This window comes from Bdellovibrio sp. HCB274 (assembly GCF_047306075.1).
GTDB lineage: Bacteria > Bdellovibrionota > Bdellovibrionia > Bdellovibrionales > Bdellovibrionaceae > Bdellovibrio.
This window is the reverse complement of record NZ_CP178623.1, coordinates 2,011,348-2,030,446: the sequence shown is the minus strand read 5'-3', so window position 1 is coordinate 2,030,446 and position 19,099 is coordinate 2,011,348. Positions and strand designations below refer to the sequence as shown.

The window sequence follows — 19,099 nt, the reverse complement described above, 5'->3', positions numbered from 1 at the left end:
GTGAGGATTCGATGGGCAAATTTAAAAGTTGTATATCCTTTGCAATAGCAATCATAGGTATGTTTATTGCCACAAATGCGTCTGCGGAATGGTGGGAAAAATTGCCACCAGCAGGATTTTGCCGTTCGTACTATATTATTGATAAATCAAAAACCTGCCGTTCGCCTTACTGTCAGATCAATCCTCAAGTGCAGGTGATTAGTGCAGTAGACTATGTAGGAAATTCGCATTTGGGTCCAACGATTAGTTGTGTAACCTGCGACGACAGTTTAGATAACGAAAAAAGCGACTGTGTTCAGAAGAATCTTTATTATTTGCAAATGCTGGGCAAAGCCCACGATCTGAAATATGCCCATCAAGACGGCATCCCCGCGGCGGGTGCGCTGTTTCCCAATCCTACGGCAATGTTTTGGATATCGAATGCAAACGAAGCCTTGCTGATATCCAGAGCAATGGATATCGCCTATAGCGGCAAGCAACTACCTGCAGATATGATCGAAAGAATGTACCTCCTAAATAGGATGGTCAATGTAAGTTCCGATTTGCTCAGAATCTATTTGGAAAAATTGACAGTTACCGAGCGTAATAGTCTTCGTTCCTCGTTTATGAGCAGCAATTATGCCTTGAATGTAACCAGCCCTAAACTTTTTGAGGTCCTGTTTCAGAACAGTTTAAATGACGTTAAAGTTACTCGTGCAATGCTGATCAGCATGCGAAATACCTACTTCAATGAATTCTTTAACATGTCCGGAGCACTCCGGTTGATGCACCTTTATGTGACTTATTCAATGGAGTTTCTGCAACAGCAACGCGAAAACTTATTAAAGCTGGTTCAGCTGAATTCCAACTATCAAGGAATGCTAAAATCGAATCAATTGCAGGACGACGTCCTGAGAATGATTCGCCAAGCGGGACTTGATCAGCTTACGGAGACTTCGTTGTTACGATCACTGAAAAATCAAAGCGATTCTCATACGCAGGTTGTCGAGATATTTAATGCTCTTATCGAAATGCGCTCTAGACAATTGCAAGAGGATACGAAGCGAATGATGGACGACTTTAGAGATCCGCAACGGGGAGTAAAGTCAATTGGTGTATTGGATGGCTTTATTGGTGTCTACAATTTGCAGGGAGAAGTTGTCGAAGCGGCTCTGAAAAAAGCTGCCTCAGCGGTGCTTCATCATCAATATGGTCCTGAAGTATTGGTGCTGGTCGACGACCTGGCGGCGGCAGTGAAAAGTTCATTAAAACAGGTTGAATGGATTTTGAATAGTATTGAGCAACTTGAAAACGGCGGCAACCTAGCTGACTTCCGGGACGCCTTGCTTTTTGCAGTCACTGATCAAGCCGTGGCAATGGGTTCTGAGGAAGTTATGCAGTTAGCGATGGAAACGGGAGATCGTATCGATCGCAAGGATGCAGTTCAAAAAATGGTAGTGCTGACTTTAAGTGAGGAATACAAAAGCATTTTCAACTCCTTCGTTGAGTACGGCGCTGATCACAAGGATGTTTTAAAGAGTATTCGAAAGGCAGCTTTGAAAGCGAAACCAGCAGTGGCTCCGATGCCTCCAGCAGTCTTTGATCCACAAACTTTGGACCCTACCGCTGAAACAATAAACAGACTATGGAATCAAGGTGCGCCCAAGCCCAGCGAGCCAGGAAACCGACGCACTACTGGCAGGTAATCCAGGTGAAGAAACTAACACTACTTTCCATATTTTTAGTATTTGGGATGGTCGCCTCGCCGGCAATGGCTGAATGCGACCTGGATGCCTATCTTAATGCAGGTCATTTGACTGACCAACAGGTAGCGGATTTTGAACAGGAAATTTCCAAGTGTCGATCTGAAGAAGCAGGCAAATTGAACGAGTTGGCTAAATTTGAAGCCATGCTTGCTAAGATGAAGCCGCTAGACGAGATGTTGGTTGATCACAACGCTGCACTGGATAAGGCTATTTCAATACGTCGCAAGCTTTCGTTTAAAATATCACAGCTTCTGGATATTTCGCCGTCCAATTCTTTGGAGCAGAATCTTGCGGTCTTACGAGAGGCTGTTCTGGATAGAGCTTATTTTAATACTGAAGTGGGCCGTCTAAAGTTTGAATGGAAAAGGTTGTTGTCTGCGAACGAAGAAGTCGTGGGGAAAGAGGCTTACGCCTATCTTTCAGGTAAAATTTCAGTCGATCCCAGCATTCAAGAGTCAATTCTATCAATTCGCCAGCAATTCCCGGTTTATTTTTGGAATTCCTCAAAAGTTCCCACCCAGTCAGTGAATCTGGCGGTTAAAAGCAATGACCTGTTTGGCAAAGCCATCTCTATGGCTGAAGAGAAAATTGCCGCCCAGTTTACTGACAGGTGGAATAAAAACGCATACGGCGACATGCTGGGGCAAGTACAAATCTATAAGGCTGATTTGTACTGGAACACAGTCAGTAAAAGAATGGCCTTCGATGAAGCCCTTCAAAGATCTCGTAAAGAAAAATATTTCGGTGTGATTGAAATCAACCTTAAAGAGCTGGAGTTCTTAAAGCTTCAACTCAGCAAGGTCGGTGAAAAAGTCCCTGGCGAAATAAAAAAGCCACTTTCAGAGAAAATCGCAAAAAAATTGTCAGAGCTTGAAACAGTCGCAGCTGACCTGCAAAAACAAGATACTCAACGTGCGCGCAAGGCACTTTCCCTTAGTATTGGAGCCAAAGAAACAAAACTTAAATCTTTGGGCTGCTCTAACTTAATTGGTGAATTCGATAAAACCAAGTTATCCAACAAGGCTTTGGAGCTTTATTACTCGCAGCTGGAAGTTTCAGCAAGCACATGTAGAGGTGCGAAGTGAGGCATTTATTGATCTTCGTATTCGCCTTGCTGCTGAATGGAGTTGCACACGCCAACAGTTATGGATTTCTTCGCATCCAGGTTCCTGAAACCAGATCGGATCATAATTTCACAGCGTATATGGCAGCAAACGGTGCGCAGTTGATGACTTTTAGCCATGCCACGGGTGTAACATCGGCGGCATTGGGAAGTCAGCATTTAAGCGCTGGTTCGTCGACCCGGATATCTGCAGACTACAGTTTTGGTACTGACGGATGCAGTTTTGACTACCTCGTTTATTTCTCCATTAGTGCCAGCGGACCATGGATTCGAATCCCCGGCACCTTTCAGGCTCCCAATGGGAAAAGTTCTGATAAAATACCTCTAGGTATCTGCGGAAATTCCGTTTGCAGTTCCGACCCAGGCATTCAAAGGCAGATTAAAGAACAAAGAATTCAGAAAGCCAAAAACGAAGCCCGCCAGCTAAAGGCACAGATCGAACGCAGCCGAAAAGAACGCGAAAGACGTTCAGCAGCGGCTTATGCCAAGGCTCAGGAAAAACGAATTACAAAACTGAGTTCTCCGGAAGTGGCACCTGAGGATCGTGCTGTCGTCGCCCAGGCTGAAAAGCAGCTGAAAGAATATACTCCTGTTGAAAATGGAAATTCAGAAGAAGCTCCTGTGCAAATCGAAAGTTCTAAGATCGTCGCAGAGGCGACGCTAGTTACAGACGAAGCGCGTGGTATGACACTTGAGATTACAGCAGATCTGGAGGCGATGAATCCCGAATTTGCTAAACAGTACATTGAAGCTGGATTTCAAATGTGGGACTCTTTGCTGAATGGCGTGACTCCCGGTGGGGAGCCAGGCGTTTATTCGATTCAGCGTCGCAATGTTGTAGCAAACTTGTTGAATTCAAATACATTGGTAGAGATGGCGGCTATGGGTGCGCGTCTTACGCCAGTGGGTGATGTCATCGATGGCTGTGAAGCGATCACCGGGATAGCGAACTGTTTGCCGAATGGCCGTAAGCTTTCAGCACTCGAAAGATCTGCCGCGGCATTGGGAGTTATTATCGCAAGTCGCCAGGCTTTTACTCCAGTACTAAAGATGCTGGAAAAGGAATCACGGGTCTTGTCAGCCGAAGAGAAAATTCTGGCCAAAGCTATTGAAGGCAAGAAGACGTCATTCGCCAGTCGCGAAGCAATCGAAGACACTCTTAAGGTGGTAAACGAAGACCGGCGCTTTGAGTCTGTGATCAATAATATGGATGTTAAAGAAATTCGAACTGGCAAAGAAGTCAATGCCCGTTGGCTAAAGGACAATTGGGAGCCGCCCTTCGTAGCGGACCGTCCAGTGGCGATTGGACCCACACTGTCAGAAGAACATTATCGCCGGTACTACGCTGAGGGCATCAATAATCCAAACGGCAGGTGGATGATGAACAAAGATGCTATTGGCGATTTAAACCCAGCTCAGATTAAAGAAAAGCTGGCAATCGAGAATATTCCAACTCACTATGTGGATGTCACAGTCCCTGCTGGGACCGTGAGGATGTCTGGGTACGTGGGTAAAAACAAATTTGGTTCTTACGAGGGCACCGTTCAGCACTTTATTGAAGACAATTCTAAAGTGATTTATGGTAAGCCTCAGAAATTAGCGGATTAATTAGTATGGAACTTGAGCTGGTCAACGGCACACTTTCAATAGATAAGAAGAATGTTTCACTGCCAGAAAAGGTGAAGCAAGTCCTCGAATATCAGGGTTTGATCATCGTGGTCCTATTCCCCAAAGGTTCAGAGGACAATAACGTTTGGGCATTAAATGCCGCCGGGGAAGTCGTTTGGAAAGTCCCTGTCGCAGATCTTCCAGGATCACGTTTTAACTATTATAGCGGTGCGGTCTTATTCCAGGATAAGCTAAGGCTGTTTCATCAGGAGGACCGCTCTTATTTCGTAAATCCTGTCGACGGGACCATTAAAAGAGCAGACGACTCCGGCCGTCCCTGGTAAGGGCAAGTCGCACCCAACTTAGACAGTCGCATCCCTAAAATGTCAGTCACCTTAAAGGCGTCTCAGCGTGAGACGCCTTTTTACGTTCAGATCCAATATAGCCTAGCCTCGATTGGTCCAATGCTTGCCTATACCCTGTGTAGGAGGCATTTATGAAAACGTCTATTCTTTCTAAACTTACGCTGGGATTGGTGATGGCTTTGGCCATGGGACTTTCTGCCTGCGCAAAGAAGGGCGACTCCGCGATCAGAACTGCAAAGCGTGGTGGTGAGATCACAACCAGCTCTACATGTTCTACAGGCGCTTCCTCTATCGGTCGCATTTACTACCCTAGCAACCCACAAGGGTTCGAAGACGCGGTGAAGATTTTCGTATCCACGAATCTTCCGGGTTCAGCTTTCGGTAAAATCGATGCTACTGGCAAAAACTCAAACGGCGTGTTCTTAACAATGAATCTGCGCTTCGATGCTAAGGGAGCTATTGATAGAGCTAACTCTAAAGTACTAGTGCAAATCAGAGACTCGTTTGTAGGCCAACCAGACCCTGAGACTGGCAAAGAAATTCCACCCTACGAAGTACAATTCACATCCGCATATAACGGTGTGTTGAACAAACAAACTCGTAAGTTCACAGTTACTTTCGAAGACCAATACGGTTGGATCGGATTTGACGGCTCCTATGATAATGCAAATGCAACAGGCACTGTGTACTTCAAGAACTACTCTTCTGTAGATAACAGCTCTTTGCAGCAACAAGTAATGGGGTCATTCTGGGTTCCATCTTGTGGCCTCTTTAACTAAGGCGCCGCGTCTTGCCTGAGCCTCTATCCCATCTAAGATAGGGGCAATGCCTCAACGATTCTTATTCGATTCTTCTATTCTTGGTTCAGTTGTCGGCGGTGGTTCCGCAATCGATATTCCGAAACTTAGCATTCACACTTTGGACGCGGCTTCTGCGTTCCTTTTAAGTTATGGTTTCGACATCAATCAACAATCAGACGTGGAAAAGCTTTGGTACTATCATCGTCGCGCCCTTGTGCTGATGGTGGAGAAGCTGGGCTTTAACGATACAGAAATTCCTGAGCTCTTTTTAGATCCCAAGAAACTGGGCGACATCCGTCAGCTGCTTTTATACGCAAGCTCTCATGATCCGGACCAGGCTGTTATGCAGCGCTGGGCTTGTGCGATTCTAAGAGGCATCCATGTCTTTGTTCATGCCGAGAACGATCTCTTCAGTACTTTCTCTGAAGAAATTCAATCGCAAATCCTGACTCCATTTCAGGATGCTATTTTTCATGACGGCACCACTCATCGCACTTTCCTAAAAGGAACTGGCGAAAATCCAGAATCGCTGGAGTTGTTGGGATTTGAAGTAAAACCATTTAAAACCTCTTCCAGTACGGTGATTAAACTTTTGGCTAAGCCCGATGCTTTGGCCATGAAGATTTTTGATAAACTTGGTGTGCGTTTTATCACGCGCAATTTGTTTGATACTTTCCAGGTTGTGCGTTTCCTGGTGCGTGAAAACGTCATCAGCTTTCCGCACATCATGCCGGATCAAAGTTCCAACAATCTGTATCCCGTTGAAACCTTCGCACAGGTTTGTGATGAGTTGGCGCAGCGTCTGGATGTCATGGATGAAAAAAACATCCAGGCGGCGTTTGACTCCAAGCTTGAGGAGATGGGGGACAGTGCCAAGTTCTTCCGTAAGGAAAACTTTTTCTCGGGCTCTGATTATCGATTTATTAAATTTATTTCCCGCAAGTTGATTCATATCAAACCTCAAGGCAGTAAAGAGGCTTTTAGTTTCTTTTATCCGTTCGAGGTGCAAATCATGGATCAGGCCGCCCACGAGAAGGTTCTTACCGGTCCGTCAGAGCACGAGGCTTATAAAGAACGCCAACGAGTGGCTGCCCGCAAACGTCTATTTCCTGAGAGTTAAATCATGTTTCTAAAATTGCTTTCCTATCCACGCACTCTTTTAGCCACGTTACTGTTGCCAATTCACACAGTTTTTTGTTCTGCACTGATGGTGCTGGTGACGTTCGTGTATCCGAATCGTTGGCTGGAAGATCAGATCGTTTACTTCTGGACCCGCGGCTGCTGCTGGATGTTTGGGGTGAAGGTTGTGGTTAAGGGCTTTCATAAAGAAGCCAAGGGCGGATATCTTTACGTTTTCAATCACACCAGCTTCTTTGATATCTTTGCGATGTCAGGATACCTGGGGAGTTTCCGCTTTGGTGCGAAGATCGAGCTTTTCAAAATCCCGGTATTCGGTTGGGGAATGAAACGCGCCGGGATTTTACCCATCGCCCGCCATCGCCGCGAGGAAGTTTTCAAAGTCTACAAGGAAGCTGAAAAGCGCATCGCCAATGGCGAAAGATTCGCGCTCGCTCCAGAAGGCACGCGGCAGCATTCCGAAACCCTGGGGCCATTTAAGTCCGGTCCTTTCGTATTGGCCATCAACGCCAAGGCCCCGATTGTCCCAGTCATCGTTAAGGGAGCTGCTGCGATTATGCCGAAGGGAAGTTTCCTACCGAATTGGGGAGTCTGGACTCGCACGATCACGTTGGAAGTCTTGCCTCCGGTCAATACCAGCGGCTACACCATCGAACAACGCCCGCAACTTCAAGAGCACGTGCGCGGTTTGATGCTTCCGTATTTCCCAGACTCAAAGTAAATAATTAAACAAGAATCCAGACAGCGATAAGAGTAAGCACTACCGGCAGCACAAAAGTAAGACCCAATACCATCATTGTCTTACTTTGTGCCGGAGAGTCTTCCTGAGTGTTGTTATTGTCAGCGTTCATTTTAAATTCCTGACTTTGAAGATATTTATATTGCGCGAAACCGCTTCGGTTCTGCGTCGCAATACAAAAAGGTAACTGTTACTCATAAAAAAAGGCACGGACTTTTCGTCGGTGCCTTTTTTGTTTTCAAATCACAAAACTAAAAATTAGTTTTTAGTGATTACGCAAGTGCCTTGAACCGCTTGTTTGTTGATAACAAGAGATTGAGTGAATACACCTTGCTCGCCTTTAACTGATTTGTATGCAACAGAGTCTTTACCAGATACGCCCCAGAATTCGATCACTTCAAGATCGTCGAATTTGTAGTAAGAACCAGCTGGATAGAAAATGTAGTTGCCAGTTGCAGTGGCTTTAAAGTCTTCGATGCCAGAACCATCAGCATTGATGTTGCCAGAGATGATTTTGCCGTCGATGTTAAGTTCAGCTGTAACAACAGCGTCGCCAGATGTGCAGTGTACATCCAAAGTAGCAGCTTGTGCAGCAGCTGCAGACAATGCGATCAAAGAAGCGATTAATACAGATTTCATAAACTCACCTTTCACTTTAAACTGTGATGACGCAACGACTATGCTCCGGATTGTGAAAATGAGTCAAGAGCAAAACAAGCTAGGATTTCAGACGATCCCGCAGCGTTTTCATATAAGATCGAACTTCTGTTTTCTGGGATTCTGAAAGTCCGCCAAAGTCCTTGTTTTCCAGCGCCGTGATGATTGTATAAGCATACATCGAATGATTGGTCTTGGGATGAATCTTAACCAGTTTTACCATGGTCTTTTGCCAGCCCAGTTTCTGCATTTGCTGCGGCGTTTTAATTCCCGCATCCAGCAGCAAAGCCTCTAGCGTCGGCCCGATATTTTTTAGGTCTGTGAGCTTTTTGGCCTTTTGCAGCATTTCTTTGGGGTCCTCATCCGAAAACATGCGCGGGCGGCGGGTGTCGATGTTTTTGTATTGCTCCGGATTTTCCGCGCGCTTTTTCTCTTTAGGAAAACTTCCCCACAGACTGTTTGGTTTTAATGCAGCTCGCAAGACATCAGTAACCCACTCGTCAAAACCTTCGGTTTCAATCGGTAAGTAAAGCCATTTGGGTAAGACGGGGTGAGGAGACAAAATTGGAAACTGCTTTAAGGCTTGAGCTTGATTTTGATGCTCTACCGGAAACATGCACCCATGCCAGTTGGATTTGTTGCCGGATTCAAAAGTGATAAGGACGATTCTTTCATCCAGATAATAGGCAAAGCCACCGAACATTGATTTTCGGCGATAACCTGCTTCGGGCAGCAAGTCTTCGATCCACTTAAGCTCTTTGGGTTCCTTGGCCATTCAGTTTTTTTAGCGATGGAACGCCTTAATTGCAAGCTTGGGGATCAAAGGAAAGAGGAAGGGCTTTCAAAGCGTTTATAGCCTCGGAAAGCCCTGTAATTCCTATTCAGAGTCTGTTGGGTAGCGATAGCCAGGATCGCGTTGGCGGGGCTCAATCACGCGCTCTTCAATGTAAATGCGCTCTGTTGGCTCAGAATGCTCCCGGATATATTCCGCAGCACTTGCCTGGCGCGCGCGTCGGGCTTCGTTGGTAGTATCCATTTTCGCTGGACTTGAATTTCTATCCTGCATCACAGTTTCCAGCAGACTTTTTTCTGCATGGGCAAAGCTGAAGGACATTAATGCAAAACCGAACAGTAAGAGTTTTTTCATGGACTTCCTCCTTGGTATTTGTCCTGATCATCTCGCCAGCCCTTGTGGCTCGTACAGTCCGGTTTTGCGAGAAGCGATAGAAGTCATATTCGCGAAAATCCTGAGTGCTGAATGGCATGCGTTATAAAAGATTCATTCAGAAGCACTGCGTGCATTGCTAATCAGTAAGATAACAAACACTCTGCGATTTATACTTGAGTTGTGGGTCGAACATTCGCTACAAGAAGGCTCTTGGAAAAAACGGAACGTGCTTAATTTCTGGAAAAACCTATCAGTAATAAAAAAACTGTACGCAGTTGTCGGTGCTATGGCTTTGCTTGTAGCGATCGAACTGGGTACGTTGGTTTTTGCGTTGTCGACACTTTCTTCCGTGCGTGCGTTTGTCGGTGGCGAGGGGCTTTGGTCAAAAGCACAAAAAAATGCCATACACAGTTTAACTTCTTATATTTTCACTAAAGAGCAGCATTACTATGATGATTTTCATAAGTACATGCAGATCCCCATGGGGGATCGCAAAGCCCGTCAGGAGTTGGAGAAACCCAATCCGGATTACGCAGTGGTTTTTTCTGGCTTCATCCAGGGTGGCGTTCATCCTGACGACATTCCCGGTGTTATTCGTATTTTAAGAAATTGGGGACACGTCAGTTACATTCAGCGCGCGATCGTCGCCTGGACCGCAGCGGATGGTTTGCTGGAAGAACTGATCTCAAAGGCAGAACAGCTGCGAACTATTTTTTCACGTCCAGACGTGGATCACGAGGAAGTAAAACGCATCCTTGCTGAAATCAATCAGCTCAATGTTGCGCTTACAGAATATGAAACGGAATTTTCCAGTGTTCTGGGCGAAGGCTCGCGTTGGCTGGAGCATCTTTTGATGTTGTTGCTGGTGCTCGCGGTGATTACCATCGAGGGTACTGGTCTTTATCTGACCTTCTCTTTTGCCAAGGGATTGGATCGAAGTCTGCTGGAGCTGAATCATGCCACGAAAGAAATTGGGCAGGGTAATCTGGGAATCACCGTGCCGGTGCACTCAAAAGATGAGTTAGGACAGCTTGCTCAATCAATTAATAAAATGAGCCGGGATCTTGATCTTAATATCTCCCAGCGGCTGCTTGCTGAAAATGCCAATCAGGTGAAGACCTTGTTTTTGGCAAACATGAGCCACGAGATTCGCACTCCGTTGGGAATTATCCTGGGCATGACTGATATCTTGAAAGACCCGCAAGTCAGTTCGGTTGAAAAGTTAAAGTATCTGGAAGTCATGGAAAACACCGGACACAATTTATCACGACTGATTAATGATATTTTGGATATCACCAAGGTGGAGTCAGGACATATTGATGTGGAGCTGGCAGCAGTTCCCTTGGCGCCTTTCGTTGATGAACTGCGCAGCATGATGCAGGTCAAAGCTGTCAAATCAAACGTCAGTTTAAATTTCACCGTGTCAGATCATCTGCAGCAAATGGAAATCCAGACAGATCGCAATCGGTTAAAACAAATTCTGGTAAATTTGATTAACAACGCTCTTAAGTTTACCGAAGGCGGTACGGTTCAGCTGTCGGTGGATTCAGTCGGTAGCGAATTGGTCTTTGACGTGAAAGACACAGGAATAGGAATCCCCACTGACCAACAGGATCGTTTGTTCCAAAACTTTTTTCAGGTCGATGCTTCCAGCACCAGACAATATGAAGGCACCGGCTTGGGTCTGGTGTTGTCACGTAAGCTTGCGCACTCTCTGGGTGGGGACGTCGTGCTGAAGAACAGCGTGCCTGGCAAGGGCTCCACGTTCCGTCTGTCGATTCCTCGACAGGGGTTGGTGAAAACTCAGGTCGTAGCAAAGCCGGAGGTTAAAAAACTGGCTGATGCGGAGCTGGATCTGCGCGGAATCAAAGTTCTGGTGACCGACGATTCTGAAGATAATCAGGTTTTGATAATGCATTACCTTAAGAAAAAAGGTGTGCAGTGTGACTCCGCCTTAGACGGCGAGGAAGCCGTAGCAAAGGTTGCGGAGACTCATTACGATGTGATTCTGATGGATATGCAGATGCCACGAATGGATGGCTACACGGCAACGCGAGTTCTTCGCGAGGGCGGATATTCGGGCGCTATCGTGGCCTTAACAGCTCATGCCATGAAAGAGGATCGCGAAAGATGTCTTAGTGTTGGGTGCAATGACTATCTGACGAAACCGATTTCGCCGGATTTGTTATATACTTCGCTTGCGAATCTGACTCAGAAATCCCGCAGTTCGATACTTGGTGAACCAAAGTAATCAGTAAATAGATATTTTACTCAAAATTTCTTAGCAGACAGCTGCCAGCAATTTAGACACTTCGACTTTGTCAGGTCCAAATTAACACTAATTCCTCATGGTAAGGTCCTTGCACTCCGAAAAGGTGGTATCATTATAGAAGACCGTTAGGAGTATTAAGATGAGACAAGCATTCAAAATTCTTACAGCCGTCATAGCTCTAAACTCCCTTGCCGCTTGTGCGACAAGTTCCGATAAAACTGTCCAGCGCGAACCGATGACAGTTTGGGAAGTTTCTGAAACCCCCTTCTTAAGAGCGGTAAAAAAGACGATTCCTGGAGAGAAAACCCAGGACATCACAAGTCAGTTGCCAGCCAAGGCTAAAGAAACCAAAACTCAGTAAAGTTTTGGAGCAAAAAAAAGCGGGTGATGAACCCGCTTTTTTTATTTCTAATTCTCAAACTTCGGTGAAATTATTTGTGATTGGGAATCTTCGGCCAAGGGATCACGCACTGATTTATTCTGTGGAGAGTAAATCACCAGATCCGCGGCGCTATAGCCTTTCTTCAAGGTTGTCGTCACACTGGAGTTGCCGTTCAAGGAAATCACTTCCGGAATATCCGCATAAGCCTGCCCCAGTTCATTCAGGGAAATTCTGGACCATTCTTTTTCATTCGCCAGATAGTCATCCGTTTCCAAAGCATAGTTGTCATTGTGAGTTGTCGATACTTTGATGTTTAACTCTCCCGTGCCTGATGTCGCCAGAAGTGACGCATCGGCAGTGATAATCGCAAGTGTTGAATTATCAAACGTTTGCATTGGCTGAGCATCCAATAGCGCTGTGGAGTAGTCTTCCTCGTAGGTTTTACCTTGAGCGATCGCTTCGTCATAAGATTTGCGCAGCTCGCGGGCCTGATTGCCGTCCAGAAGTACGCTGACAAACTTAGGTGTTGCAAGTCCTGGTAATAAAGAACCCACAAGGCCTGCAAGCTCCTGATCGGCCAGGCCGTCACCGTTAGAGTCAATTTGCACATTCACTTCGCAGCGGTGCCATGTTGTCATACCTTCGTAAAGTTTCAGTGCCACTTGGAGTACGCGTTTGCCACTGCCATCAGTGATAACACGGTAGCCCGCTGATTGAAGGTCGCAGTTCTTATTGTGGGTAAGGTCTGGCTTGTTTTCAGTTTTGCGCCCATCCAGACCTAACAACGTAAACAGATAAGCGTCGCCGCGATTCACGGAGTTGTTTTCAACTTTAAGTTTCGCAACACTGCCTGCGGCATCGTCTTCAGATGTCGCCATAACCACTAGGGAGCTCGCTTTAATTCTTGAAATCTGACGGGCCACTACCAAGGCTGGCATTTGCAAAATCAGATCATCACCTTGGGTGAATTTCAAAAAGCCATCCAGTTCATCGTTTGCAGACTTCATGGCAGCTGCATTGACCTGAGCCTGAATATCAATTGTTTTAGACTGGCCCGGTTCCAGCGTGATCGGTGCCACGTTGATTTGCAAAGCCGCATGGCCATTCCATTGGGAATTCAAAACCACCGCTTGGGAGGAAATATTCTTAAACGTCACTTTCGTGGAAAGGACCTTGTTCTTTTCGATATCGGTAATACCAAAAGAAAGTGTCGCCGGAGTTGTAACTACTTTAGCCTCAAGGCTGTTTGCAACCTGAGTGCGACCCGCACCCTGGCGTGCAATGGAATATGTTTTCTTATTTGCGTCAGCGATGACTTTGCCATGACCCAAAAGAACAGATTTCAGTTCCAGTGGAGTTAATGCCGGGAATTTTTGTTTCAAAAGACCCATGACGCCGGCGATGTGAGGACCTGACATGGAAGTTCCTGACATCAGGGCACCTTTATCACCAGTGCCGCGGGCCGCAGAGATAATATTAGTTCCGGGACCCGTGATCTCGGGCTTGATCATGCCGTCTTCTGAGCGGGGACCGCGGGAAGAAAACGGAGAGATCGTATCGGCCAACCACGGTTTTTCAATGCGGGATTTGGATTTAAGATTCACCACCACCGTGTCTTTTTGTAGCAGTGCTTTTACCTGAGCCCCCGCATCCTGCGAGATCATAACAGCAGGAATAGTGAATGCCTCAACGCCTGACATGCCGGCACTTTCACCGGGAGCATTGTTCGCGATCAAGACACCCAAAGCTCCTGCTTCCTGAGCACGTTTAATTTTATCAGAGAAAGAAACGGCACCACGATCGATCAGCGCAAATTTGCCCTCTAGCTGAGCCGCGGTTACGCTGTCAAAGTCCTTATCGGCCAAACCTACATAAAGAAGTTCGCCCTGGGCTTCAGGCATTTTATCCAGTGGAGATGCGGTTTTTGATTCCACAAATTCAAGATTTAATTTTTCCTGATTAAAGCCAGTAAACTCTGCTGCCGGAAAAGAGGTGTTGTGAGTGGAATCATCAATGCTTGAACCCACGGAAATCGCATCATCAGCAATCGATGGGGCGCCGACAATGTAAGGTGCATCGCCAGAGTTTCCGGCAGAGGCCACAACCACCGTACCGCCGCGAACCAGATTCTTCACTGCGTGACCGTACATCACATGGGGACTGCCATAAGTGGAGCCCAGGGAAAGGTTCACGACATCCATTTGTTTTGCAAAGGTCAGGTCACCCGTTGGATCGGCAGAGTACTCAAGGGCCGCGATGACAACTTCATCACTGGTTCCGCCAGACTTGCCGAATACTTTAATCGCGTAAAGATCTGCATCCGGTGCGACGCCGTCGTAAGTGTTTACGCCGTCACCGATACCCGCAACACTGCCGGCCACGTGAGTACCGTGAGTCGCTTCGTCCAAGGGATTAACGTCAGGAACGGGAATGCGTTTTTTAGGATCATCTGCGCCCGGCTGGTAATCAGTCCCCACTAAGTCGATACCGCCAACAACTTTGCGATTCGGGAATGCAGAAGATTCTGCGGAAGGATTGATTGCTTTGTATGCATCCGGAGTACCAATACCGCCCAGCATTTTGTGAGTGTAGTCGATACCAGTATCGATCACGGCAATGCGCATACCCTGACCACGGATGTTTTGTGCGTAAGCGGCTTCGCTGCCGATAAATTTTACGGAAGTTTTTTCGCCCACCATACCGGATTCATTAAACTCGACGTCTTCGTCCTGAGGACGGGAGAACTGGGCTGATTGTTCAGCCATCACGATATTTGGAATCTTTTTAATTTTCTCCAAAGCATCAGCGGGTGCCCAAACCACCAGACCGTTTAGAACCAAGCGATAGCGAATTAAAACGCGGATGTCAGAGGAGATCTTTTTAAGTTCCTGAAGAGTTTGTTCCTGCTCTTTTTTGATGTCTTCCACTTGTGCAGGATCGATCTGTGGCTTGCCGTCTTTTAGTTCTGCCGTTTCAAGCAGGGCGGGGACGGAAAGCTTTACGATAAAGATGGAGGGTTCAGCGATGGTGCTGCGGGTGCTGTAAAGGCCGTCCAGCAAGTCAGATTTAAAAATCGGGGAGTCAGGCTGGGAGGGGCTGCAGCCCCCTAAAACCAGAAGAGAAATCAGAAGAGTTGAAATATATCTCGTCTGTGTATTCAATTTAGACATCTTCATGTGCGGCCCCTAACGTTCAGGTGTCATATGGACACCATTATCCGAAAAACAGTATTTCCGTATGGGGGCTTTCCAAGATCCGTGCCTAACAAAATGCCACCAAAGGTGGCATTAATACTTTTAAACCCGAAGTAAACTCAAGGGTTTACTGCCAAGGACAGGCGTAAGTTTCAGAACCTTTAACAAGAGTAATGTTGTCGTCCTGGTTGTACGCAAGCAATTCGGCCGTGGCAGGGTTAAATACCAATCCATAGGGATTGTCGCCCGGGTAGCTTTTCACGTAAGCAAAGACTCTTCCTGTGTTTTTGGAAGTCATCGTGATCAGGTAAAGGTCGTTGTATCGCTGTTCCGTCGCGAACAGCTCTTTAACCTCTGCCAGAGTCTTCAACGGAGCAACCACATATTCCTGCTCCAAAAGGTGTTTGTTCACCATTTCAAGTTCCAAAGCCGTTAGGGAGGAAGCTTTATTTACGTAGATCACGGTTTCAGAGAAAACTTTATCGTAAGCATCCGGATCTTCAGAAACCTGCAATGCGCAAAGTTCCAAAGTTTTTGAGAAGTCAGCCTTAGCGAAAGCAGCCGGAGAAGTAATAAGGGTCAGAGCCAAAATAAAGTGTCGCATGTTTATTTCCTTTATCAGTTTGATTTTGATGAAAGGGGTTTACCTTGGGCGGGCTTTTCTGGCTATTGCATATTAAATATTTAAACATTCATCAGGTGCATAATAAAAATTTGGAGTCAGTTTTTATAGTACGTCTTTAATGTAATATGAACGCAGAATGGAATTTAATTTCCCACTGCGATGAATATTGGCAATGGCCTTATTTACGTCTTCAATTTTCAGATTCGATTTCTTGGAAACTGCACATTTCGTCATGACGACATCCATGTCGAGCTCGGCTGAATTCATCGAGGAATATATGTTCTTGTAGTAAGCGTATTCCAGATTCGACATCACGATGTATCGCAAGCGACCCTTTAAAAGCTTTTGAATATTGGCAACGTTGTTCGGCCCATCTTCGCGCTTTAGGCTTCCATTTTTAAATTGCGGATCCAGCGAAGTGTAAATGAAATTTAAGACGGTGCCGACTGTTTCGCCGCGAATATCCTTAAGTGAAGACGGGTTGGGTTGCTTCAGAAAAACCAGGACGTTGGAGCTTTTGTAAAGTGGTGCGCTCCACCAAACATCGTTAACAATTTTAGGCTGCCAGATTTCGTTTAAATGACAAAGAATATCGACCTTGCCTGCTGACAGGCTGGGCGCCACACGGTTTTTGGGAACCAGAAACCATTTGGGTTCGACATTCAATTCTTTGCTGATTGCTTCGCCAAGGTCTTTTAAAATTCCCTCGTCCAGCTCAGGGCGTTCACCGGAATAGGCGATCTTTAAAAGAGGCATCGCGTAGTCCGAGTTGACTCCAAAAGTGATGGTTGTGGCCTTCGCCAGCGCCGGTGTGCCCGCCATGAAAACCGTTATCATCAGGAACAAGAGGGAACTTTTCATGCCTTTAGTATGGATTACTTTTCAGGCAAGTGAAGCTGATTCTGGAAAATTTAAATTTTAACACTCCGTTACTTACGGATAACGGACCAGTTGGAAGAGTCTCCCAGGTTGGAACTTAATTTGATTTTGGATGTTCCCGTATCAACGTTGATGATAATTTGTGAGTTTGATACAGCTTCAATCTGTGTCAAACGCAGAAGCTTGGGATTTTTGTGAAGTGATGCCTGAATGGCATCTGCCACTTGCTCCCAGCGCACGAAGGGCTCAAAGCTTTGACCTTGGTTCGTGCTCTTGAATGCTCCCACAAACCAGTAGCCCTTGGGGTGAATAAAGACCGGATAGTTCTGTTTTCCAAACTGTGGAATGGATTTCCAGGTCAGACCATCTTCAGTCGTATAAACGCCCTCTGCTGAAACGATCCCGCGCACAGATGTTTTGCTTTCAAAAGCGATCGAGTATATTTCGCGCTTCATCAGTTCGTCTGTAGTGATGGTGTTTTTTGCAGTCACAATAGCGGACTCTGCAGGAGCCGCGTTTCGTTTCCACCAAACTTCACCATGTCCGTCGATTTTGCTTAAGGCCCAGATGTTGGCTTCAGGTTTTACGATTTCAACACGGGAAAGCAATTGGGGGCCGTTCGGGGTTGCGCGAGTAACAACCCCACGAGTGGAGCTGGTGACGAAACCTAAAATTTTGTTAAGAGGAATTTTGCGTAAGTTCGTATCGATGACGAATTCACCATTTCTATGCGTGACGGGAATCCACTTGTTATCAACAAACGCAAGACTTGCAAAATCCGCACGCGAAGTGAAGTGATTGATGTCAACGAAACCGGTCATGCCGCTATAGGATATCTTCATGAAGCCTTTGCTAAATTCCAATGCCTCCACTCGTTTCAAACGGGGAATCGTGGTGATCACTTTAGCCAAACTGGAAGCTTCGCTGCGCAGATAAGTGTCGATGACATTCACGAAAACACCGGAGTCATCATGACGATTCTTAAGCATCGTCAGGGGCAGCCAGCCGGTGACTTGATCGCGATAGGTTTTAACTTTCGCCCAATAACCATCTGTTTCCAGTATTTCAACCGAAGCCCCGGCGTTTAGGATTTTAATTGTGCCCGAGTCATTGCGATTCAAAGCTAAAAGCTGGCAGGAGGAAGTGGTATCAACCAATTTAGCCACTTGGATGTCGCGCAGAAGTTGGTTGGATTCCAATTCATATTCTTTGCGGTCCCAGCGCGCGCGGTAAGTGCTTTCAATTTGCGTCGATAAAAGACGACTTTCCAGCAAAGTTCGACTCGCCTGGCCAGAGGCAAAAGAGCTTTCTTTAGCACGGTAAAAAGAGATGGCCGCACTCGCATCGGTCGCTAAAGCCCCGTGGGCTGAAGGGAATGCAAAAAAAATAGGTAAAACGGACCAAAATATAGAGTGCATTCGTCTATTGTGCGGTTCTCGGTACGCCGCTCTCAAGACCAGAACTTTTGACCACAGACCTAAAGTCCGGTAGGAATGAACAGTCTTTTTAATAGGTTTAACACGGAGTGATATATGGATATCAAATTGATAGGTATTGTTGGCGCAGGACAAATGGGGAACGGGATTGCTCAGGTAGCAGCAAACTTTGGTTTCAACGTCGTCATGATGGACGTAAGCGGCGCATCTCTTGAAAAAGGCATGGCTACAATTTCTGGAAGTTGTGATCGTTTGATCAAAAAAGCGACAATGACAGAAGCAGATAAAGCAGCGTTGTTGGGTCGTATTAAAACAACTCAGGAAACAGCTGGACTTAAAGATTGTGACATCGTGATCGAAGCTGCGACAGAAAACATTGACCTAAAACTTAAAATCTTCAAAGACCTTGATGCAGCTGTTAAACCAGGTGCCTTGTTGGTGACTAACACATCGTCAATCTCTATCACTAAAATCGCTGCTGTGACGAAACGTCCAGACAAAGTGGCCGGCATGCATTTCATGAACCCGGTTCCTTTGATGAAGCTTGTGGAAGGTATCCGCGGCTTGCAGACTTCTGATGAAACATTCAAGGCAGTTAAAGCTTTGTCTGAAAAAATGGATAAAGTTTTCGTTGAGTCAGTAAAAGACATGCCAGGTTTCATCGTGAACCGCATCCTGATGCCAATGATCAACGAAGCTGTTTACACTTTGCACGAAGGTATAGCTTCAGTAGAGAGCATCGACTCTGCAATGAAACTTGGAACAAACCAGCCAATGGGTCCTTTGACTTTGGCAGACTTTATCGGGTTGGATACTTGCCTTGCGATCATGAACGTACTTCATGATGGTTTGGGTGATTCTAAATACCGTCCGTGCCCACTTCTGGTGAAATATGTTGAAGCAGGTTGGTTGGGTCGTAAATCAGGTCGTGGTTTCTACGACTACTCTCAAAAGTAAGGTTTAAATTTT

Annotated in this window: 18 protein-coding genes; 10 read left to right on the top strand and 8 right to left on the bottom strand. The window is 46.2% G+C overall.

Annotation, left to right across the window (positions count from 1 at the left end):
• Positions 1 to 11: 11 nt before the first annotated feature.
• The 7 genes from ACLWNV_RS09950 to ACLWNV_RS09920 all read left to right on the top strand — a co-directional run bounded on the left by ACLWNV_RS09950 (position 12) and on the right by ACLWNV_RS09920 (position 7,499).
• Positions 12 to 1,685: a hypothetical protein gene (locus ACLWNV_RS09950; protein WP_413584240.1), complete on the top strand. Its 1,674-nt coding sequence runs from the start codon at positions 12 to 14 to the stop codon at positions 1,683 to 1,685.
• Between the two features lie 5 nt (positions 1,686 to 1,690).
• On the top strand, positions 1,691 to 2,830 hold the full coding sequence (locus ACLWNV_RS09945; RefSeq protein ID WP_413584239.1) for a hypothetical protein: 1,140 nt from the start codon (positions 1,691 to 1,693) through the stop codon (positions 2,828 to 2,830).
• Positions 2,827 to 4,476 carry a hypothetical protein gene (locus ACLWNV_RS09940; RefSeq protein ID WP_413584238.1) on the top strand — a complete coding sequence of 550 codons (1,650 nt, stop codon included), beginning with the start codon at positions 2,827 to 2,829 and terminating at the stop codon, positions 4,474 to 4,476. Before ACLWNV_RS09945 ends, ACLWNV_RS09940 begins: the two co-directional genes overlap by 4 nt.
• 5 nt (positions 4,477 to 4,481) lie before the next feature.
• Complete coding sequence (locus ACLWNV_RS09935) at positions 4,482 to 4,820, top strand: hypothetical protein (protein ID WP_413584237.1); 339 nt, start codon at positions 4,482 to 4,484, stop codon at positions 4,818 to 4,820.
• Positions 4,821 to 4,972: 152 nt separating this feature from the next.
• Positions 4,973 to 5,620 carry a hypothetical protein gene (locus ACLWNV_RS09930; protein ID WP_413584236.1) on the top strand — a complete coding sequence of 216 codons (648 nt, stop codon included), beginning with the start codon at positions 4,973 to 4,975 and terminating at the stop codon, positions 5,618 to 5,620.
• 46 nt (positions 5,621 to 5,666) lie between these two features.
• Entirely contained in the window at positions 5,667 to 6,761 is a 1,095-nt protein-coding gene (locus tag ACLWNV_RS09925) for a TIGR04552 family protein (RefSeq protein WP_413584235.1), read from the top strand.
• 3 nt (positions 6,762 to 6,764) lie between these two features.
• On the top strand, positions 6,765 to 7,499 hold the full coding sequence (locus ACLWNV_RS09920; RefSeq protein ID WP_413584234.1) for a lysophospholipid acyltransferase family protein: 735 nt from the start codon (positions 6,765 to 6,767) through the stop codon (positions 7,497 to 7,499).
• Positions 7,500 to 7,503: 4 nt separating this feature from the next.
• Here ACLWNV_RS09920 and ACLWNV_RS09915 read toward each other — a convergent pair whose 3' ends face one another.
• From ACLWNV_RS09915 to ACLWNV_RS09900, 4 genes are all read right to left on the bottom strand, one after another.
• The gene (locus tag ACLWNV_RS09915; protein ID WP_413584233.1) at positions 7,504 to 7,629 is read right to left on the bottom strand and encodes a hypothetical protein; all 126 of its coding nucleotides are present in this window, start codon (positions 7,627 to 7,629) and stop codon (positions 7,504 to 7,506) included.
• Between the two features lie 146 nt (positions 7,630 to 7,775).
• Positions 7,776 to 8,156 carry a hypothetical protein gene (locus ACLWNV_RS09910; RefSeq protein WP_413584231.1) on the bottom strand — a complete coding sequence of 127 codons (381 nt, stop codon included), beginning with the start codon at positions 8,154 to 8,156 and terminating at the stop codon, positions 7,776 to 7,778.
• A gap of 79 nt (positions 8,157 to 8,235) precedes the next feature.
• Positions 8,236 to 8,949, bottom strand: coding sequence for a TfoX/Sxy family DNA transformation protein (locus tag ACLWNV_RS09905; protein ID WP_413584230.1), 714 nt, complete (start codon positions 8,947 to 8,949; stop codon positions 8,236 to 8,238).
• 102 nt (positions 8,950 to 9,051) lie between these two features.
• Complete coding sequence (locus ACLWNV_RS09900; RefSeq protein WP_413584229.1) at positions 9,052 to 9,321, bottom strand: hypothetical protein; 270 nt, start codon at positions 9,319 to 9,321, stop codon at positions 9,052 to 9,054.
• Between the two features lie 247 nt (positions 9,322 to 9,568).
• Between ACLWNV_RS09900 and ACLWNV_RS09895 the strand changes: the two genes are divergently transcribed.
• Together ACLWNV_RS09895 and ACLWNV_RS09890 are read left to right on the top strand one after the other, a co-directional pair.
• Positions 9,569 to 11,593, top strand: a complete 2,025-nt coding sequence (locus ACLWNV_RS09895) for an ATP-binding protein (RefSeq protein ID WP_413584228.1) — start codon at positions 9,569 to 9,571, stop codon at positions 11,591 to 11,593.
• A 160-nt stretch (positions 11,594 to 11,753) separates the two neighbouring features.
• Positions 11,754 to 11,975, top strand: a complete 222-nt coding sequence (locus ACLWNV_RS09890) for a hypothetical protein (protein ID WP_413584227.1) — start codon at positions 11,754 to 11,756, stop codon at positions 11,973 to 11,975.
• Between the two features lie 47 nt (positions 11,976 to 12,022).
• Here the strand turns inward: ACLWNV_RS09890 and ACLWNV_RS09885 are convergent, their stop codons facing one another.
• From ACLWNV_RS09885 to ACLWNV_RS09870, 4 genes are all read right to left on the bottom strand, one after another.
• Positions 12,023 to 15,172, bottom strand: a complete 3,150-nt coding sequence (locus ACLWNV_RS09885) for a S8 family serine peptidase (RefSeq protein ID WP_413584226.1) — start codon at positions 15,170 to 15,172, stop codon at positions 12,023 to 12,025.
• A 145-nt stretch (positions 15,173 to 15,317) separates the two neighbouring features.
• Positions 15,318 to 15,794, bottom strand: a complete 477-nt coding sequence (locus ACLWNV_RS09880) for a hypothetical protein (RefSeq protein WP_413584225.1) — start codon at positions 15,792 to 15,794, stop codon at positions 15,318 to 15,320.
• Between the two features lie 123 nt (positions 15,795 to 15,917).
• On the bottom strand, positions 15,918 to 16,676 hold the full coding sequence (locus ACLWNV_RS09875; RefSeq protein ID WP_413584224.1) for a substrate-binding periplasmic protein: 759 nt from the start codon (positions 16,674 to 16,676) through the stop codon (positions 15,918 to 15,920).
• A 68-nt stretch (positions 16,677 to 16,744) separates the two neighbouring features.
• Positions 16,745 to 18,112, bottom strand: coding sequence for an SH3 domain-containing protein (locus tag ACLWNV_RS09870; protein WP_413584223.1), 1,368 nt, complete (start codon positions 18,110 to 18,112; stop codon positions 16,745 to 16,747).
• Positions 18,113 to 18,226: 114 nt separating this feature from the next.
• Between ACLWNV_RS09870 and ACLWNV_RS09865 the strand changes: the two genes are divergently transcribed.
• Positions 18,227 to 19,087 (top strand): 3-hydroxybutyryl-CoA dehydrogenase, encoded by an 861-nt coding sequence (locus ACLWNV_RS09865; RefSeq protein WP_413584222.1) that lies wholly within the window; start codon positions 18,227 to 18,229, stop codon positions 19,085 to 19,087.
• Positions 19,088 to 19,099: the final 12 nt, after the last annotated feature.

Bases quoted from the DNA above. Each gene is read 5' to 3' on its own strand.
- ACLWNV_RS09930 (WP_413584236.1), top strand. From the start codon at position 4,973: ATGAAAACGTCTATTCTTTCTAAACTTACGCTGGGATTGGTGATGGCT.
- ACLWNV_RS09875 (WP_413584224.1), bottom strand. From the start codon at position 16,676: ATGAAAAGTTCCCTCTTGTTCCTGATGATAACGGTTTTCATGGCGGGC.
- ACLWNV_RS09865 (WP_413584222.1), top strand. From the start codon at position 18,227: ATGGATATCAAATTGATAGGTATTGTTGGCGCAGGACAAATGGGGAAC.
- ACLWNV_RS09890 (WP_413584227.1), top strand. From the start codon at position 11,754: ATGAGACAAGCATTCAAAATTCTTACAGCCGTCATAGCTCTAAACTCC.
- ACLWNV_RS09905 (WP_413584230.1), bottom strand. From the start codon at position 8,949: ATGGCCAAGGAACCCAAAGAGCTTAAGTGGATCGAAGACTTGCTGCCC.
- ACLWNV_RS09915 (WP_413584233.1), bottom strand. From the start codon at position 7,629: ATGAACGCTGACAATAACAACACTCAGGAAGACTCTCCGGCACAAAGT.
- ACLWNV_RS09920 (WP_413584234.1), top strand. From the start codon at position 6,765: ATGTTTCTAAAATTGCTTTCCTATCCACGCACTCTTTTAGCCACGTTA.
- ACLWNV_RS09910 (WP_413584231.1), bottom strand. From the start codon at position 8,156: ATGAAATCTGTATTAATCGCTTCTTTGATCGCATTGTCTGCAGCTGCT.
- ACLWNV_RS09950 (WP_413584240.1), top strand. From the start codon at position 12: ATGGGCAAATTTAAAAGTTGTATATCCTTTGCAATAGCAATCATAGGT.
- ACLWNV_RS09885 (WP_413584226.1), bottom strand. From the start codon at position 15,172: ATGAAGATGTCTAAATTGAATACACAGACGAGATATATTTCAACTCTT.
- ACLWNV_RS09880 (WP_413584225.1), bottom strand. From the start codon at position 15,794: ATGCGACACTTTATTTTGGCTCTGACCCTTATTACTTCTCCGGCTGCT.
- ACLWNV_RS09925 (WP_413584235.1), top strand. From the start codon at position 5,667: ATGCCTCAACGATTCTTATTCGATTCTTCTATTCTTGGTTCAGTTGTC.
- ACLWNV_RS09900 (WP_413584229.1), bottom strand. From the start codon at position 9,321: ATGAAAAAACTCTTACTGTTCGGTTTTGCATTAATGTCCTTCAGCTTT.
- ACLWNV_RS09935 (WP_413584237.1), top strand. From the start codon at position 4,482: ATGGAACTTGAGCTGGTCAACGGCACACTTTCAATAGATAAGAAGAAT.
- ACLWNV_RS09870 (WP_413584223.1), bottom strand. From the start codon at position 18,112: ATGCACTCTATATTTTGGTCCGTTTTACCTATTTTTTTTGCATTCCCT.